This window comes from Streptomyces auratus (assembly GCF_050433025.1).
Classification (GTDB): Bacteria; Actinomycetota; Actinomycetes; order Streptomycetales; family Streptomycetaceae; genus Streptomyces; species Streptomyces sioyaensis.
The window spans coordinates 2,221,237-2,238,743 of sequence record NZ_JBNGCB010000001.1; the positions used below are offsets into that span (position 1 = coordinate 2,221,237).

16 protein-coding genes are annotated in these 17,507 nt (G+C 72.1%); 7 read left to right on the plus strand and 9 right to left on the minus strand.

Annotated elements, in window-relative coordinates; translation table 11 throughout:
* Positions 1-2: 2 nt before the first annotated feature.
* Positions 3-977: a carbohydrate kinase family protein gene (locus BKA18_RS09515; protein ID WP_006606080.1), complete on the minus strand. Its 975-nt coding sequence runs from the start codon at positions 975-977 to the stop codon at positions 3-5.
* A 158-nt stretch (positions 978-1,135) separates the two neighbouring features.
* Here BKA18_RS09515 and BKA18_RS09520 point away from each other — a divergent pair, with 158 nt between their 5' ends.
* Together BKA18_RS09520 and BKA18_RS09525 are read left to right on the plus strand one after the other, a co-directional pair.
* Positions 1,136-1,363: a hypothetical protein gene (locus BKA18_RS09520; protein ID WP_366048822.1), complete on the plus strand. Its 228-nt coding sequence runs from the start codon at positions 1,136-1,138 to the stop codon at positions 1,361-1,363.
* A gap of 125 nt (positions 1,364-1,488) precedes the next feature.
* Positions 1,489-3,006, plus strand: a complete 1,518-nt coding sequence (locus BKA18_RS09525; RefSeq protein WP_366048823.1) for a hypothetical protein — start codon at positions 1,489-1,491, stop codon at positions 3,004-3,006.
* A gap of 138 nt (positions 3,007-3,144) precedes the next feature.
* Here the strand turns inward: BKA18_RS09525 and erpA are convergent, their stop codons facing one another.
* Entirely contained in the window at positions 3,145-3,498 is a 354-nt protein-coding gene (gene erpA / locus BKA18_RS09530) for an iron-sulfur cluster insertion protein ErpA (RefSeq protein WP_006606077.1), read from the minus strand.
* Positions 3,499-3,815: 317 nt separating this feature from the next.
* On the opposite strand from erpA, the gene nadA reads away from it, so the two are divergent.
* Positions 3,816-5,015 (plus strand): quinolinate synthase NadA, encoded by a 1,200-nt coding sequence (nadA, locus tag BKA18_RS09535; protein ID WP_366048824.1) that lies wholly within the window; start codon positions 3,816-3,818, stop codon positions 5,013-5,015.
* Positions 5,016-5,368: 353 nt separating this feature from the next.
* Here the strand turns inward: nadA and BKA18_RS09540 are convergent, their stop codons facing one another.
* The 6 genes from BKA18_RS09540 to BKA18_RS09565 all read right to left on the minus strand — a co-directional run bounded on the left by BKA18_RS09540 (position 5,369) and on the right by BKA18_RS09565 (position 12,712).
* The gene (locus tag BKA18_RS09540; protein ID WP_366047191.1) at positions 5,369-5,878 is read right to left on the minus strand and encodes a DUF4430 domain-containing protein; all 510 of its coding nucleotides are present in this window, start codon (positions 5,876-5,878) and stop codon (positions 5,369-5,371) included.
* 216 nt (positions 5,879-6,094) lie between these two features.
* On the minus strand, positions 6,095-9,352 hold the full coding sequence (locus BKA18_RS09545; RefSeq protein WP_366047190.1) for an efflux RND transporter permease subunit: 3,258 nt from the start codon (positions 9,350-9,352) through the stop codon (positions 6,095-6,097).
* 172 nt (positions 9,353-9,524) lie between these two features.
* On the minus strand, positions 9,525-10,211 hold the full coding sequence (locus BKA18_RS09550) for a response regulator (protein WP_006606073.1): 687 nt from the start codon (positions 10,209-10,211) through the stop codon (positions 9,525-9,527).
* Positions 10,208-11,488, minus strand: coding sequence for a sensor histidine kinase (locus tag BKA18_RS09555; RefSeq protein ID WP_366047189.1), 1,281 nt, complete (start codon positions 11,486-11,488; stop codon positions 10,208-10,210). The genes BKA18_RS09550 and BKA18_RS09555 overlap by 4 nt, the downstream gene beginning before the upstream one ends.
* A 103-nt stretch (positions 11,489-11,591) precedes the next feature.
* Complete coding sequence (gene pspAA, locus BKA18_RS09560) at positions 11,592-11,870, minus strand: PspA-associated protein PspAA (protein WP_006606071.1); 279 nt, start codon at positions 11,868-11,870, stop codon at positions 11,592-11,594.
* A 56-nt stretch (positions 11,871-11,926) separates the two neighbouring features.
* A complete protein-coding gene (locus BKA18_RS09565) occupies positions 11,927-12,712 on the minus strand; it encodes a PspA/IM30 family protein (protein ID WP_040899421.1) in 786 nt (261 codons plus the stop codon).
* 352 nt (positions 12,713-13,064) lie between these two features.
* Between BKA18_RS09565 and BKA18_RS09570 the strand changes: the two genes are divergently transcribed.
* Entirely contained in the window at positions 13,065-13,661 is a 597-nt protein-coding gene (locus BKA18_RS09570; RefSeq protein WP_006606069.1) for a DUF3043 domain-containing protein, read from the plus strand.
* A 76-nt stretch (positions 13,662-13,737) separates the two neighbouring features.
* Here BKA18_RS09570 and BKA18_RS09575 read toward each other — a convergent pair whose 3' ends face one another.
* A complete protein-coding gene (locus BKA18_RS09575; RefSeq protein ID WP_006606068.1) occupies positions 13,738-13,953 on the minus strand; it encodes a hypothetical protein in 216 nt (71 codons plus the stop codon).
* A 161-nt stretch (positions 13,954-14,114) separates the two neighbouring features.
* Between BKA18_RS09575 and BKA18_RS09580 the strand changes: the two genes are divergently transcribed.
* The 3 genes from BKA18_RS09580 to cobT all read left to right on the plus strand — a co-directional run bounded on the left by BKA18_RS09580 (position 14,115) and on the right by cobT (position 17,486).
* On the plus strand, positions 14,115-15,605 hold the full coding sequence (locus BKA18_RS09580; protein ID WP_366047188.1) for a bifunctional adenosylcobinamide kinase/adenosylcobinamide-phosphate guanylyltransferase: 1,491 nt from the start codon (positions 14,115-14,117) through the stop codon (positions 15,603-15,605).
* Between the two features lie 62 nt (positions 15,606-15,667).
* On the plus strand, positions 15,668-16,423 hold the full coding sequence (locus tag BKA18_RS09585) for a class I SAM-dependent methyltransferase (RefSeq protein WP_366047187.1): 756 nt from the start codon (positions 15,668-15,670) through the stop codon (positions 16,421-16,423).
* Positions 16,424-16,439: 16 nt separating this feature from the next.
* Positions 16,440-17,486: a nicotinate-nucleotide--dimethylbenzimidazole phosphoribosyltransferase gene (gene cobT / locus BKA18_RS09590; protein WP_366047186.1), complete on the plus strand. Its 1,047-nt coding sequence runs from the start codon at positions 16,440-16,442 to the stop codon at positions 17,484-17,486.
* Positions 17,487-17,507: the final 21 nt, after the last annotated feature.

Sequence of the window (17,507 nt, forward strand, 5' to 3'; positions counted from 1 at the left end):
GTTCAGGCCAGGTGCTGCTGGACCTCGTTCGCGGCCTCGTGGCCGTAGGCCTTGGTGAAGCGGTCCATGAAGTGGCTGCGGTGCAGCTCGTACTCCTGGGTGCCGACGGTCTCGATGACCAGGGTCGCGAGCATGCAGCCGACCTGCGCGGCGCGCTCCAGGCCGACGCCCCAGGCCAGGCCGGACAGGAAGCCGGCGCGGAAGGCGTCGCCGACGCCGGTCGGGTCGGCCTTGACCTTCTCCTCCGGCACGCCGACCTCGATCGTCGGCTCGCCGACCCGCTCGATGCGGACGCCGCTGGCGCCGAGGGTGGTGACGCGGGTGCCGACCTTGGCGAGGATCTCCTCGTCGGTCCAGCCGGTCTTGGACTCGATCAGGCCCTTCTCGTACTCGTTGGAGAAGAGGTAGGCGGCGCCCTCCATGAGGGTGCGGATGGCGTCGCCGTCCATGCGGGCGATCTGCTGGGAGAAGTCGGCACCGAAGGGGATACCGCGGCTGCGGCACTCCTCGGTGTGCCGGATCATCGCCTCGGGGTCGTCCGCGCCGATCAGGACCAGGTCCAGGCCGTCGACCCGCTCGGCGACGTGCTGCAGCTCGATCAGCCGGGCCTCGCTCATCGCGCCGGTGTAGAAGGAGCCGATCTGGTTGTGGTCGGCGTCGGTGGTGCACACGAAGCGCGCGGTGTGCAGCACCTCGGAGATGCGTACGGAGCGGGTGTCGACGCCGTGGCGGTCGAGCCAGGCGCGGTACTCCTCGAAGTCGTTGCCGGCGGCACCGACCAGGATCGGCTCGGTGCCGAGCTGGCCCATGCCGAAGCAGATGTTGGCGGCGACGCCGCCGCGGCGGACGTCGAGCTGGTCGACCAGGAACGAGAGGGAGACCGTATGCAGCTGGTCGGCGACCAACTGATCGGCGAAGCGGCCGGGGAAGGTCATCAGGTGGTCGGTGGCGATGGAGCCGGTGACTGCGATACGCACGACGGGTCTGCTCCTGCGGAAGGCGTAGGGGCGGGCGGACGTGAAGCAACGCTACCCGGCGGGGTGGCACGCCACCCGGTCATCCCGGACACTTGAGCTACTGAAACTACCCAATAGTAGGTCTTTCTCCACGGTTTATGACTGCGTACGGTGCCGCTATGACCAAGCCTGTGAAAGCCGTCACACCGTCCCCCGACGCCTCGCCCGCCCGGCAGGACCCGGAGTCGCTCGATGAGCTGCGCGGTGACTGCGCGCGGATGAGGGGTCACTGGAGTACCGAGCAGAGTCCCGCACCGGCACCGGGGCGGGCCGCCGATCTGCACGGCGTCAAGGTCCCCTCGTCCTCCGCCGCTCTGGTGGACGGAATGTCCGAGTACGGCGACTGACCGCGCGCCCGCCGGGGGCCGAACGGCGCCCGGCGGGAACCGCATCCACCCCCGCTCCGTCCCATCGGCGTCCCCTCACGGAGGATGGCACGTCAGATGTTCAGCGGAGCCGAAGGAGCGATGCGGTGAACACCGAGGACAGCAACGACAGCCCGAACCCCACGGAGCGCAGGCGGCGCACCCCGGCGGTGGTCGCGTCGGTGGCCGCCGCGGTGCTGCTGGCCGGGGGCGGCGCGGCGTACTGGGCCTCGTCCACGTCCGGCAGCGGGGCCGCCGGCTCGGCCAAGGGCGACCCGCCGCCCCTCGCGCTCGACGGCTACTCCGGCGGCTCGATCGCGGCCGGTGAGCCCAATCCGCAGGGTGCGAAGTACCGGGCGGTGAAGAAGCTGCCCGGCGGTCCGGCGGCCGCGCCGGTCTACCGCCCCAAGGGCGAGATCAGCCGGGAGTCCGTGGAGCGGCTGGCCAAGGCCCTGGATGTGGCCGGAAAGGTCCGCTCGGAGGGCACCACCTGGAAGGTCGGCGGGCCGACGCGGGACGGCCGCGGCCCCGTCCTCCAGGTGAACAAGACCGGCTCGGGCTCCTGGACGTTCTCGCAGTACGGCACCCCGGGCGGCACCAACTGTGCGCTGCCCGCTTCCCCCAAGGGCGACAAGGGCGGGGACGGTGCCGCCGCGTCGAGCCGGCCCGGCTGTCCGTCGTACCGCGGCGGCGGGGACATCGCGACCGAGGACGACAGCAGCGGCAGGGGCGCGGTCTCGCCGGAGAAGGCCAAGCAGGCGGTGCGGCCGGTGCTGAAGGCGCTCGGCCAGGAGGACGCCAGGCTCGATGCGGGCGGGCTGTCCGGTGCGGTGCGGATCGTCACCACGAACCCGGTGCTGGGCGGGCTGCCGACGTACGGCTGGCAGAGCGATCTGCAGGTCGGCTCGGACGGTCAAGTGGTCGGCGGCAGCGGCCAGTTCGCGAACCCGGTCAAGGGCGCGGAGTATCCGGTGCTGAACGCCGACAGGACGCTGGACCGGCTGAACTCGGGCGAGGGCCGCAAGCCGGCCGGCTGCCCCTCCCCGCCCGGCAAGAAGGACACCAAGGACGGCAAGGCCGGCGGGATCGCGCCGTGCGAGCCGGCGCCGACGAAGGCGCAGCGGCCGTCCGAGGTGACCGGCGCGGCCTTTGGCCTCTCGGTCCAGTACGTGGACGGCGGGCAGGCGCTGGTGCCGTCGTGGCTGTACACGGTGCGCCAGCCGGGCGCCGGCAGCGGCCCGGACGCCACCTCGACGGTCGCGCAGCCGGCCGTGAACCCGAAGTACCTGGCCCACCGGGACGGCGGGGGCAGCTCGCAGGGCCCGGGGAAGCCGCAGAAGCCGTCCGGGAAGCCCGGGGCGATGGCCCTGGAGTCGTACGACGTGAGCGACGGCGGCAAGAAGCTGACGGTGCACTTCTGGGGCGGGGTGTGCAGCGTCTACTCGGTGAGCGCCGAGGAGTCCGGCTCGGCAGTGCAGACCAAGGTCGTCGGCAAGGACAAGAAGCCCGGCCAGATCTGCGTGAAGATCGCCAAGGAGTTCACCAAGACCGTGACGCTGCACAAGCCGCTGGACGGCCGGAAGGTGGTCGACGTCTCGACGGGTGAGTCGGTGCCCAAGCAGTAACGGGTGTGCACGGGCCTCCGGGCCTCCGGGGCGGGGCGTGGGCGCCGGAAATCACCGAGGCACCGGAGGCGGAAACAACGAAAGGCGGCGCTCCCCCACTCGGGGGGCGCCGCCTTCCGTACGTACTGCCCGAGCTCCTTAGCTGAAGGAGTCGCCGCAGGCGCAGGAGCCGGTGGCGTTCGGGTTGTCGATCGTGAAGCCCTGCTTCTCGATGGTGTCGACGAAGTCGATGGAGGCACCGCCCAGGTAGGGGGCGCTCATCCGGTCGGTGACGACCTTGACACCGTCGAAGTCCTTGACGACATCGCCGTCGAGCGAGCGCTCGTCGAAGAAGAGCTGGTAGCGCAGTCCGGAGCAGCCGCCGGGCTGAACGGCCACCCGCAGCGCGAGGTCGTCCCGGCCTTCCTGCTCCAGCAGGCTCTTGACCTTCGACGCGGCCGCGTCGGACAGGATGATGCCGTCGCTGACGGTGGTCTCGTCCTGAACGCTCATCTAGATCTCTCCCGGGTTGTACGGACCGCTTGTCATCGGATGCAACCAGCTGCAACCAACGACGTCCCGGATTAATTCCGGCTGGGCACCACATGTCGAGAAGCCTTCCGGCACACCGCCGGGGGCGGCTTCTCACATTGTTCTCCCATCATGCTCGCACACTGGCGGACAGGAACAGGTGGCCGACCACACACGGCGGGGCGCTGATGCGTCACATCGACACAAGCCCCATCGTCAAAGTGACGTGAAGCAGCTATGATAGATAGCGTCAAATAGACGAAAAGGCTTGTGCAAGAGCCGTCCGCAGAAAAGAGAGGGTGCGTGTTGTGACCACCGCCCAGCCCCTGGACGTCCAGCCGACCCCGCTGGCCCTGCTCCTCCTCGGCCGCGAGGCCGACCCGAAGAGCGAGCGCGGCGTGGAGTGCCCCGGCGATCTGCCGGCTCCGTCGGACCCCGATCTCGTCGAGCGCGCCCGCGCGGCCAAGGCGAAGCTCGGGGACAAGGTCTTCATCCTGGGGCACCACTACCAGCGCGACGAGGTCATCGAGTTCGCCGATGTCACCGGCGACTCCTTCAAGCTCGCGCGGGACGCCGCCGCCCGGCCGGACGCCGAGTACATCGTCTTCTGCGGTGTGCACTTCATGGCGGAGTCGGCCGACATCCTCACCGGCGACGACCAGCAGGTCGTCCTCCCCGACTTGGCCGCCGGCTGCTCGATGGCCGACATGGCCACCGCCGAGCAGGTCGCCGAGTGCTGGGACCAGCTCACCGAGGCCGGTATCGCCGAGCAGGTGGTGCCCGTCTCGTACATGAACTCCTCGGCCGACATCAAGGCCTTCACCGGCAAGCACGGCGGCACGATCTGTACGTCCTCCAACGCCAAGCGGGCGCTGGACTGGGCCTTCGCGCAGGGCGACCCCGCGACGAGCAAGGTCCTCTTCCTGCCGGACCAGCACCTCGGCCGGAACACCGCCGTCCGCGACCTGGGCATGTCCCTGGACGACTGCGTGGTCTACAACCCGCACAAGCCGAACGGCGGCCTGACCGTCGAGCAGCTGCGGGCCGCGAAGATGATCCTGTGGCGCGGCCACTGCTCGGTGCACGGCCGCTTCTCGCTGGAGTCGGTGAACGACGTACGGGCGCGCATCCCCGACGTCAATGTCCTCGTCCACCCCGAGTGCAAGCACGAGGTCGTGGCGGCGGCGGACCAGGTCGGCTCGACGGAGTACATCATCAAGGCCCTGGAGGCCGCCCCGCGCGGCTCGAAGTGGGCCATCGGCACCGAGCTGAACCTCGTCCGCAGGCTGGCCAACCGCTTCGCCGCGGAGGACAAGGAGATCGTCTTTCTCGACAAGACGGTCTGCTTCTGCTCGACGATGAACCGCATCGACCTCCCCCACCTGGTGTGGGCGCTGGAGTCCCTCGCCGCCGGCAAGGTCGTCAACCGCATCGAGGTCGACAAGGAGACGGAGAGCTTCGCGAAGCTGGCGTTGGAGCGGATGCTGGCGTTGCCGTAGCCGACGTTGTCGGCCGGGCCGCGCGTTTTCGGCTTTCCCGCCGTGGGGGTTTGTCGCCGTTGCGCTTTGCGGCGCCGCCGGACGGTGTCGGCTGGCCCGCCGTGGTTGCTTCTCGCCGTTGCGCTTTGCGGCGCCGCCGGACGTTGTCGGCTTTCCCGCCGTGCTTCTTCTCGCCGTTGCGCCTGCGGCGGGCTGGGTGGGTGTCGGGTGCGGTGACGGGCCTCCGGGGCCTGGTGTGTGGACTGCTTCGCTTTACGTCCACACACCAGGCCCCTCCGGCCCGTCCCCTCCCGTGAGTGGAGTACGTGGCGGTGGGTGGGGGCGGGCGCCGAGTTGGCTGCGTGCCCGCCCGGTCAGCGTTCCCGGCGGCGGCGCGGTGGCCGTTCGGCCGTACCGGTTCCGGACGCGGCGGGGGCGGCCTCCAGGGTCCAGCGGACCTTGTCGCCGCCCTTGATCGCGGTGTGGCAGGGGCCCTTCGTGATCTTCTTCTCGTTCACGTACGCGTTCCACTTCTTGGTGCTGTCCGCGGCGTCGCCGTGGATCTCGGTGACCACGTAGTCCTGGGTGGTGGCGTCCCAGCTCGCCCGGACCCCGCCGAGGCCGTAGATGTCGTCGGCGTCGACCAGGGCGGTCAGCGGCGTGGGGCCGATGCCGTCGGCGGCGCAGTAGAAGCCGCCGAAGAGAGTGCGCGGGCCCGTCCGGACGAGTCCCACGCTGGCGGTGTACGAGCCGCCGGTGACCGCCACCCGGACGGCGGCGGTGGATTCCTCGGCGCCGGCAGGCGGGGCGGCCACGAGGGCCAGCGGGAGCAGCAGCGCGGCAGCGGTTACGGGGACGACCCTGCGGGCCGGAGCACTCGGCACGCTCGCTCACCTTTCGTCGGTTCGGCAACCATCAGCCACCAAACCATCACTCTCCGCGGTCGGCGAGAGGTGCGCCTCCGAATGCGTACGTGGCCCCGGACTGCGGACGGGGCGGGCGAAGTCAGTACCGGTCGAGCCCGTCCCGGGAACGCCCAGCACGATGCCCCCGCAAGCACCGGCCTGCGGGGGCATCGATTCGTCGCCGGGGCGTCGTCGTCAGACGGTCGCCGGCTCCGGGGTGCGGTCGTCCTTCCCGGACTGCGGGCCGGAGGTGTCGTTCCGCTTTGCGGCCTTCTTCTTCGCCCGGCGCTCCTTGCGGAGTTCGATCATCGCGTAGAGCGTCGGGACGAGGAGGAGGGTCAGGAGGGTGGAGGTGATCAGGCCGCCGATCACGACCACGGCGAGCGGCTGGGATATGAAGCCGCCGTCACCGGTGATGGAGAGCGCCATCGGGAGCAGCGCCATGATCGTGGCCAGGGCGGTCATCAGGATCGGGCGGAGGCGGTGGCGGCCGCCCTCGATGACCGCCTCCACGACGCCGTAACCCTGCGACCGGTACTGGTTGATGAGGTCGATCAGCACGATGGCGTTGGTGACCACGATGCCGATCAGCATCAGCATGCCGATCATCGCCGGGACGCCCAGCGGGGTGCCGGTGGCGACCAGCAGGCCGATCGCTCCGGTTGCCGCGAAGGGGATCGAGACGAGGAGGATCATCGGCTGGATCAGCGAGCGGAAGGTGGCCACCAGGAGCATGAAGACGATGGCGATGGCCGCCAGCATCGCGAGGCCGAGCGAGGAGAACGCGTCGGACTGGTCCTGGGAGACGCCGCCGATCTTCGCGGTGGCACCGTCCGGCAGCTTCAGCGCATCGATCTTCTTCTGCAACTCGGCGCTGACCGCACCGGTGTTGTCGCCGGTCGGCTTGGCGGTGACGGTCGCCGAGCGGGCGCCGTCGATCCGGGTCATCTGGACCGGGCCGGGGACGGTCTGGACGGTGGCGAGGCTGCTGAGCTTGGCCGGGCCGGACGGGGTCGGGACGGCCAGGTTCTTCAGGTCGTCCTCGGTGGTGGCCGGATGGGCCGCCTTGATGACGATGTCCCGCTCGGTGTCGTCCAGGACGGCCTTGCCGCTCTCGGTGCCGCGGACCGCCTGGGTCACCGCCGCGCCGAGCGTGGTCTGGTCGTAACCGGCCGCGGCCGCCTTGGCGTTGGGTTTCACCGAGATCCGCGGCACGCTCTCGGAGAGGTCGCTCTTGACGTCGGTGACGTGGTCGAGTCCGGCCACCGTCTTGCGGACCTGCTCGCTGGCCTGCTTCAGGACGCCGGCGTCACCGGCCTTGACGACCACGCTCAGGTTCTGGTTGCCGAAGCCGCCGCCGGTGCTGAAGGTGGTGTCGCCGATGGACTTGCCGAGCTTGTCGAGGCCGGCCCGCAGGTCGTCGGTGACCTTGCCGGAGTCCGCGGAGTCCTTCAGCTTGAGCTGGTAGGAGGCCTGGTTGGCGCCGGTGCCGCCGCCGAAGGCCGCCATGAAGCCGGAGGAACCGACGGTGACCTGGTAGTCGGCGATGTCGTCGTTGGACCCGAGCAGCTTCTCGACCTTCTTGGCCTGCTTGTCGGCCGCGTCCAGGCTGGTGCCGGGCTTGAGTTCCTGCTTGAGGGTGAGGGTGTCCTGGGAGCCCTGGTCGAGGAAGTTGGTCTTGAGCAGGGGGCCCATGCCCATGGTGCCGAGAAGGATCACCACGGCGATGACCAGGCTGGTGAACCGACGGCGGGTGGCGAACCGCAGGACCGGGACGTAGAGGCGCTGGAGGGGGCTCTTGGCCTCCTTCTCCTCGGCCGCGCGCCGCAGGTCGTCCGCGGTGGTGCCCTCGGGCAGCTTCGGGGCGCGCAGGAACCAGTAGGACAGCACCGGAACGACCGTCAGGGAGACGATCAGGGAGGAGAGCAGGGCGACCGTCACCGTCAGCGAGAAGGAGCCGAACAGGGCGCCGATCATGCCGCCGACCACACCGATCGGGAGGAAGACCGCGACCGTGGTGAGGGTGGACGAAGTGATCGCTCCGGAGACCTCCTTGACGGCGGAGAGGATGGCCTCGCGGCGCTCCTCGCCATAGCCCAGGTGCCGCTTGATGTTCTCCAGGACGACGATGGAGTCGTCGACGACGCGGCCGATCGCGATGGTCAGCGCGCCGAGGGTGAGCATGTTGAGGGAGAGGTCACCGGTCCACAGCACGATCAGGGTGATGACGACCGAGAGCGGGATGGAGACCGCGGTCACCAGGGTGGAGCGCAGGCTGAGCAGGAAGACCAGGATGACGATGACCGCCATGGCGAGGCCGAGCAGGCCCTCGGTGGTCAGCGAGTCGATCGACTTGGAGACCTGCGGGCCCTGGTCGGAGGCGACCGTGAGGTGGGTGCCCTGGCCCAGGTCCTGACGGATCTTGGGGAGCTTGTCCTTGACCGCGTCGGAGATGGCGACGGCGCTGCCGTCCTTGTCCATCGTCACCATCACGCCGAGGCTGGGCTTGCCGTTGGTGCGGGTGAGGGAGGTCGGGGTGGCCTGCTCCTCCTTGACGGTGGCGACATCGCCGAGGCGGACCGGCTCGGACGCACGCGCGCCGCCCGCGGCGGGAGCGCCGCCTGCCGCTGCACCGGCACCGGCACCCGCACCGCCACCTGCCGACGGGCCGCCGCCCGCGGAGGCACCGGCACCCGCGCCGCCGCCCGCGGACGGGGCGAGGGCCAGGTCCTTGATCTGTGCGACGGAGGTGAAGCCGGCGCCGACCTGGACGGTCTTGCTCTTGCCGCCCTCGGCGAACGAGCCGGCGGGCACCGACGTGCCGCCGTTCTGCAGCGCCTGGCCCAGTGACTGGGCGCTCAGCCCGGCCGCGGCGAGCTTCTTGTCGTCGGGGGTGACCGCGACGATCCGGTCCTGGACGCCGTCCACGGTGACCTGGCTGACGCCGTCGATGTTCTTCAGGTCCGGTACGACGCTGCGGTTGAGCTGGTCGGCCAGCGTCTGCTGGTCCTTGGAGTCGGACGAGACGGCGAGGACCACGGTGGGGATGTCGTCGGTCGAGCCGGACACCACCTGCGGGTCGACGTCCTTGGGCAGCTTGGCGCGGGCCCGGTTCACGGCCTGCTGGACATCGGCGACCAGGCGCTTGGAGTCATTGCCGTAGTCGAACTGCGCCATGATGACGCCCGAGCCCTCGCTCGACGTCGAGGTGACGGACTTGATGCCGTCGACCCCCTGGACGCCGTCCTCCAGCGGTTCGATCACCTGCTTCTCGACGACGTCGGGCGAGGCACCCTGATAGGGCGCCAGGACGGACACCATCGGGAGTTCGATGGAGGGCAGGAGCTGCTGCTTGAGCTGTGGGATCGCGATGGCGCCGAAGGCGATCGCCACGATCGACATCAGCGCTATCAGGCCCCGTTGTACGAGGCTGAGGCGGGACAGCCAGGACATGGTGGGGTCACTCTCTTCTGTTCCGAAAGGGCGGCGGGGCCTGCTGGGGCCCGAGGACAGGGGCCTTTACAGCCCACCTCAACCTTCCGGCATGTCCTGGCCGGTTTTCCTCGCTCGCAGGTCGGTTTCCGGGCCGGGGGTGTACCGCGTTCGGAGTACCTTTACTCCACCCTTACTGCACCCGTGGGCGTACGAGTCCGGACTCGTAGGCGATGACCACCAACTGGGCGCGGTCGCGGGCCCCGAGCTTGGCCATCGCGCGGTTCACATGCGTCTTGACGGTGAGCGGGCTGACCGCGAGCTGTTCGGCGATCTCGTCGTTGGAGAGCCCGCCGGCCACCAGCGTCAGCACCTCCCGCTCCCGGCCGGTCAGCGTCGCCAGCCGCTCGGTGCCCCGCCCACTACGGTCGCCGTCACCCGAACTCCCGCCCTGCGCGAGGAACTTGGCGATCAGCCCCTTGGTCGCGACCGGTGACAGCAGCGCCTCACCGGCCGCCGCGATCCGGATGGCATGCAGCATCTCGTCCGGTTCGGCGCCCTTGCCGAGGAAGCCGCTGGCGCCGTTGCGCAGCGACTGCACCACATAGTCGTCGGCCTCGAACGTGGTCAGGATGACCACCCGGACCTCGGTGAGGTCGGGGTCCTCGCTGATCATGCGGGTGGCCGCCAGGCCGTCGACGCCGGGCATCCGGATGTCCATCAGGACGACATCGGGGCGCTCGGCCCGGGTCAGCTCGTACGCCCGGGCGCCGTCGGAGGCCTCCCCCACCACCCGCATGTCCGGTTCGGAGTCCACCAGCACCCGGAACGCGCTGCGCAGCAGCGCCTGGTCATCGGCGAGCAGCACCTTGATCGTCATGTCGTCTCCCCCGTACGGACGGTCTGCAGTGGAAGGGTCACCCGCACCTGGAAGCCGCCGGCCGCGCGGGGGCCGGTCACGACGGTGCCGCGCAGCGCGAAGACCCGCTCGCGCATCCCGATCAGGCCGTGGCCACCGCCGGGCTCGTCCGGCTCCACGGCCCGCTCACCGCCCTTCTGGCGCGGTACGCCGGCCCGGCCGGCGCCGTCGTCCAGGACGGTCACGGTCAGCGCGGTGTCGGAGTGGACGATCCGTACCGTGGCACGGGCCCCCTCTCCGGCGTGCTTGTGGACGTTGGTCAGCGCTTCCTGGACCACACGGTAGGCGGTGAGGTCGGCGGAGGCGGGCAGCGGCCTCGGCAGCGGCGGGATCTCCAGGTCGACGGGGATCCCGGCGCGGACGAACCCCTCGACGAGCTGGTCGAGGACGCCCAGGCCCGGTGCCGGCTCGGTCGGTGCCTTCGGGTCGTCGGACTGCCGCAGCAGCCCCACGGTGGTGCGGAGTTCCTCCAGCGCGGAGCGGGACGCCTCGCGGACGTGCGCCAGCGCCTCCTTGGCCTGGTCGGGGCGGTTGTCCATGACGTGCGAGGCGACCCCGGCCTGGACGTTGACCAGAGCGATGTGGTGGGCGACGACATCGTGCAGCTCGCGGGCGATCCGCAGGCGCTCCTCGGCGACCCGGCGCCGGGCCTCCTCGTCGCGGGTGCGCTCGGCGCGTTCAGCGCGCTCCCGTATGGCGTCGACGAAGGCGCGGCGGCTGCGGACCGCGTCGCCGGCCGCCGCGGCCATGCCCGTCCAGGCGAATATCCCGATGTTCTCCTGTGCGTACCAGGGGCGGGGCCCGTAGAGCATCGCGGCGGCGGTCAGCACGACGACGGTCAGCGCGCCCACCCGCCAGGTGGTGGGGCGGTCGGTGCGGGAGGCCAGGCCGTACAGGGCGATCACGGTGGCGGCGGCCACCGGGGCCCCCAGGGTGCCGGTGCGGGTGAGCAGTTCGGCGAGGGTGAGCAGGACCGTCGCGGCCAGGACGGTGCGGGGCAGCCGGCGGCGCAGGACCAGGGCGGCACAGGCCAGTGCGGCCAGCACCACGGCGGTGGCGGACAGTTCGTGGCGGACGAACCGTTCGCCGTGCGAGCCGTGCGGACCGGCCATCGCGCCGAACAGGATGCACCCGAAGACGGCGACGGCCACGGCGGCGTCCCATGCGCGCGGATGCGTGCGGTGCCACTGGAAGCGGCCGGCGCGCGACGTGTCCGGGCGGGGATCGAGGAGGCTCACAAGAGCAAACGGTAGCGCCCCGGTCCCTGCACGGGGACCGGGGCGCTGTGCGCTGGAGTGCTGTGCGCTGGAGTGGAGTGACCGGGGCGGGGCCCGCCGGAGATCAGCCCGGGATCAGGCCGTCGTCGCTGAGCATCTCGCGGACCTCGTCGAGCGAGGCCTCCGGGGACGGCAGGATGAGGGCGGACGGTTCGAGGGCGTCGTCGGGGAGCGGCGTGCCCAGGCGGCGCACGGCGTCCAGCAGGGCGCCGAGCGTGCGCCGGAAGCCTTCTTCGTCGCCGCTCTCCATCTCGGCGAGCAGCTCATCGTCCAGCTTGTTGAGCTCGGTGAAGTGGGCATCGTCCAGCTTCACCTGGCCCTCCCCCATGATCCGTACGATCACGACGGTCTCCCTTGGTCCGGTCCGACGATCCTTGCGAGGTTAGCCGCCGCGGACCGTCACTGCTTGTCGAAACGCGGCTGGTCCTGCTGCGGGGCGGGCTTCGCCTCGCCGTTCTGACCGCTCTCGATGGCCTGCTGGCCGGCGGACGAGCCTCCCGAGAGTTCGGCCTTCATCCGCTGTAGCTCCAGTTCGACATCGCTGCCGCCGGAGAGCCGGTCCAGCTCGGCGGTGATGTCGTCCTTGGCCATGCCGGACGGGTCGTCCAGCGCGCCGGAGGCCATCAGCTCGTCGATGGCACCGGCCCTGGCCTGCAGCTGCGCGGTCTTGTCCTCCGCGCGCTGGATGGCCATGCCGACGTCGCCCATCTCCTCGGAGATGCCGGAGAAGGCCTCGCCGATCCGGGTCTGCGCCTGGGCGGCCGTGTACGTGGCCTTGATGGTCTCCTTCTTGGTACGGAAGGCGTCGACCTTGGCCTGCAGGCGCTGGGCGGCGAGCGTGAGCTTCTCCTCCTCGCCCTGCAGCGTCTGGTGCTGCGTCTCCAGGTCGGTGACCTGCTGCTGCAGCGCGCTGCGCCGGGTCAGCGCCTCACGGGCCAGGTCCTCGCGGCCGAGCGCCAGCGCCTTGCGGCCCTGGTCCTCCAGCTTGGCGGACTGGCCCTGGAGCTGGTTGAGCTGCAGCTCCAGGCGCTTGCGGGAGGTCGCCACGTCGGCGACCCCGCGGCGCACCTTCTGCAGCAGCTCCAGCTGCTTCTGGTACGAGTAGTCGAGGGTCTCGCGCGGGTCTTCGGCCCGGTCCAGGGCCTTGTTGGCCTTCGCGCGGAAGATCATCCCCATCCGCTTCATGACACCATCGCTCATGGGCCTCGCGCGCCCCCTTCTGACCCGGGTCGCCCCGGGCTTAGGCTCCAGCACATCTACAGACCCCACAGTACGGGCCCTGGTTCCATTACCGCACTGTTCGCGCCCGGATGCGCTCCTCCTCCAGGACGATCGCGGGCGCCCTGCCTCCCGCGCAGGGAGTAGGGAGAGTCCGGACAACCGGCGGGATGTCCGCTCTGACCCGTTCGATGTCCGCTCGGACCCGGTGAGCGGGGTGGGTGGTCCCGGTGCGGCGGGGCCGCCGGAGGGGGTCCGTTGCCGGATCGTGGCCGTCGGACCATGGCTCTGCCGCGGCGAGCACGTACTCTTGGGTGTTGTGTTCCGAAGCCGTTCGAAGGATGAGCAGGCCGCGACCGCCAAGGTGACCGCGGACCAGCCCCAGCAGCCCCGCGATCCGCAGGCCCCCAAGGGCCGGCCGACGCCCAAACGCAACGACGCGCAGTCGCAGCGCCGCTCCCGTGCGCACACGCCGGCCAACCGCAAGGACGCGGCCAAGGCCCAGCGTGAGGCCCGCCGTGCCGACATGGCCCGTCAGCGCGAGGCGCTGGCCAACGGCGATGAGCGGTATCTGCCGGCGCGCGACAAAGGGCCGGTGCGCCGGTTCGCCCGGGACTATGTCGACTCCCGCTGGTGCGTCGCCGAGTTCTTCCTGCCGATGGCCGTGGTGATCCTGGTGCTCACCATGATCCGGGTGCCGTCGATCCAGAGCATCGCGCTGCTGCTGTGGCTGGTGCTGATCGTGCTGATCGTGCTCGACTCGGTACTGATCTGGTTCCGGCTGAGCAAGCGGCTGCAGGAGCGCTTCCCGAACGAGAACCTCAAGGGCGTGAAGGCGTACGCGGTGATGCGGACGCTGCAGATGCGGCGGCTGCGGCTGCCGAAGCCGCAGGTCAAGCGGGGTCAGCGACCCTGAGGCCAGTCCTTCTTGCCGACTGACACGCCGCGCGGCCGGCCCCTTAGTGGGGTCCGGCCGCGCGGCGTGTGCGGTCTCAGCCCTCGGCGTCCGCGTGCAGGCTCATCGGGCCCGCGTAGACCTCCGTGCCGTCCTCGAAGAGCCTGACCTGGTCGACGCCGCCTTCGAGGAGGGCCTTCCACTCCTCGCCGATCCAGGACTCCGCGTCGCCCTGCGTGGTGAACTCCTCCGGCTGCACGGCGGGCGCCGCCTGTGCACCGTCCGCCGTCTCGAACCGCCACGTCCACGCCATGTCCGCCTCCTGGATCCCACCGGGTACGAGTCCGTGCCACCGCGGAACGGGTCCTGCCACGTTGCGCGGTGCCGTGCTTCCGTGCTGATCGGCAGCCTAACGGCCGTGTCGAGTCCGCCCCCGCCGCGCTCACCGCGGCCGGACGCGAGAAACTCGGCGGTGTGGATGTGACTCTCCTCGGCACCGGGGCCCCGCAGGGGCTGCCGCGGCCCGGCTGCCCGTGTGCCGCCTGTGCGACCGCCGTCGGCGACGAGGCGCGGGCGGCGACCGCGCTGCTCGTCGACGGCGTACTGCTGATCGATCTGACGCCGGGGCCGGCCTTCGCGGCCGCCCGGGCCGGACGGTCGCTGGCGGGCGTCCGGCAGGTGCTGCTCTCGCATCCGCACGACGGCCCGGCGATGGAGGTGCCCGCCGGGCTGCCGCAGCCGGGGCGGGTCGCGGACGGGCGGGAGCTGGCCCTGCTCGACGGGCACCGGGTGCGGGCCCTCGCGGTGGACGGTCCGGGGACCGGCTATGAGATCTCCGGAGCCGACGGCGAGCGGCTGCTGTATCTGCCGCCGGGCGCGGCACCGGCCGGGCTGGGCAACGGCACCGGCCGGTCGGCCGGCGGCGGTGCCGGGGGCCAGGGCGGCGCGGGGCCGTACGACCTGGTGCTGCTCGACGTGCTGGCGCGGCCGGACGCGCTGGCCCGGCTGCGGGCGGCCGGCCTGGTCGACGCGGCGACGGATGTGGTCGCGGTGCATGTGGACCACGACGTGCCGCCGGGGCCCGAGCTGCACCGCAGGCTGGCCGTGGTGGGCGCCCGGGCGGTGGCGGACGGCAGTTCGCTGGTGGTCGGCGAGTATCACGCCGTGCCGGATCTGCCGCGGCGGACGCTGGTGCTGGGCGGCGCGCGCAGCGGGAAGTCGCTGGAGGCGGAGCGGCGGCTCGCGGCCTTCCCGGAGGTGGTGTACGTGGCCACCGGGGGGACCCGGGACGGCGACGAGGACTGGGCGCAGCGGGTCTCGCTGCACCGTGAGCGGCGCCCGAGCAGCTGGCGGACCGTCGAGACCTGCGATCTGGTGCCGCTTCTGGAGGCCGGGAGGCCGGGGCGGGAGGCCGGGACGCCGGGGCGGGAAGCCGGGGGGTCGGGGCGGGAAGCCGGGGGGTCGGGGAAGGACGTGGCGACGCCGGGCGGCGAGGCCGGGGGGCCAGGGGAGGAAGCCCCGGCGCCGGGTACGGAAGCCGCGGGGCCGGGGAAGGACGCCGCGGGGCGGGGCGCCGGGGCGGGGTGGCCGGGGGCGGAGTCCGCCGGGCCCGCCGCGGGAGCCGGGGCCGGCCGGGCGGCCGAGGCGTCGCCGCTGCTCATCGACTGTCTGGCGCTGTGGCTGACGCATGTCATGGACGAGGTCGGGGCGTGGGACGACGCGACCTGGGAGGCCGGTGGCCGGCGGGCGCTGCGGGAGCGCACCGATGCGCTGGTCGCGGCGGTGCGCGCGACCCGGCGGCCGGTGGTGGCGGTCAGCAACGAGGTCGGCTCCGGGGTCGTCCCGGCGACCCCGGCGGGCCGCCGGTTCCGCGACGAACTGGGGCGGCTGAACGCGGCGTTCGCCGCGGAGTGCGAGCAGGTGCTGCTGGTCGTCGCGGGCCAGGCGCTTGCGCTGCGTGGATGACGGATGCCCGGTGCGGCCCGTGTCCGCTTGCCCCGGGGTGCGGCGCCGGGTGCTCTTGAGCCGTGAGCGAATCCGAGCGGACCGAGACCGAAGCGCCGGCCGGGTGTGCCGTGGCGCCCGCCCGGGACCCGGGGGCGCGCGGGCGGCGTTTCGACGCGGCCGTCCGGGCCTATCTGGCGCGGCATCCGCAGGCGACGGTGGTCGCGCTCGGGGAGGGCCTCGACACCGGTTTCTGGCGGCTGGACAACGGGCGGCTGACCTGGCTGACGGTGGTGGTGCCGGAGGCCGCCGCGGTGCGCCGGATGCTGCTGCCGGACGGGCCCCGGCGGCGTACGGTCGCCTGCCCGGCGGGCGACCACGGCTGGCTGGACGCGGTGCAGGAGCCGCAGCGCGGGGTCATCGTCACCGCGCCGGGGGTGCTGATGCGGCTGCCGCCGGCGACGGTACGGGCGCTGCTGGCGGCGTGTGCGGAGCGGTTTCCCGGTGGCGCGCTGGTTTTTGACGCCCTGCCACGGCTGACCGCGGCGCTGGCCCGGCGGGCCGCGGCCGCGCCGGGCGGTGGCCGGTGGCCGGCTCCGGTGCGCTGGGGGCTGGACCGCGGCCAACTGCCGCGGCTGGCCGGTGCGCACCCGGGCATCGCCGCGGTGCACGAGGTCGCGCCGGTGCCGGCGGCGGGCCCGCCGTGGCGGTGGACGGCGTACGGCCTGCCGTCGTGGCTCGGCCGGCGGGCCCCGGTGCGGGCGCTGGTGCCCCTGGTGTGCGAGGTGCGGTTCGCGGCCGCCCGGTCCCCCCGACGTGCCTCGTCAGCGGTGAGTTGACGGTAATCTGCGCCCAATGAGCGCCCTGAACCTCGATGACTTCGCCCACCTGATCGAGCGCCCCGACGGCGGGGTGCGCCGTGCCGCCGAGGAGCGGCGGGCGCGCCTGTCCGTGCCGCCGGGGGCGCTCGGCCGCCTCGACGAGCTGGGCGAGTGGCTGGCCGCCGCGCAGCAGCAGGTGCCGGTGCGGCCCGTCGCGCGGCCGCGGGTGCTGCTGTTCGCGGGCGATCACGGGGTGGCGCAGCTGGGCGTCTCGGCCCGGCCGGCGGGGTCCACCAGGGATCTCGTACGGGCCGTGCTGGACGGTACGAGCCCCGCGGCGGTGCTGGCCCGCGGCGTGGGGGCGCAGCTGCGGGTGGTCGATCTGGCGGTGGACTGCGACCCCGAGGAGCTGCCCGAGGAGGTCACCCGGCACCGGGTGCGGCGCGGTTCGGGGCGGATCGACATCGAGGACGCGCTGACGGCCGAGGAGGCCGAGGCGGCGTTCCGGGCCGGCATGGCCCTGGCGGACGAGGAGGCGGACGCCGGCACCGATCTGGTGGTGCTGGGCGATCTGAGCGTCGGCGGGACGACGGCCGCGAGCACCCTGATCGCCGCGCTGTGCGGAACGGACGCCTCGGTGGTCACCGGGCGCGGCGGGGCCCCCATCGACGATCTGGCGTGGATGCGCAAGTGCGCGGCGATCCGCGATGCGCTGCGGCGGGCCCGTCCGGTGCTCGGCGATCAGCTGGAGCTGCTGGCCGCGGTCGGCGGCGCGGATCTGACCGCGATGACCGGCTTTCTGCTGCAGAGCGCGGTGCGCCGCACCCCGGTGATTTTGGACGGGGTGGTCTCGGCGGCCTGTGCGCTGGTGGCGCAGCGGGTGGCGTTCCGGGCGCCGGACTGGTGGGTGGCCGGACAGGCGAGCGGGGAGCCGGCGCAGGCGAAGGCGCTGGACCGGATCGCGCTCAACCCTTTGCTCGACCATGGCGTCACTGCTGGCGAGGGGACGGGGGCGCTGCTCGCCCTGCCATTGGTGCAGGCGGCCGCGGCCCTGGCGGCAGAGCTGCCCGTGCGCGACTGACCCGGCACCGGCCCACCGGGG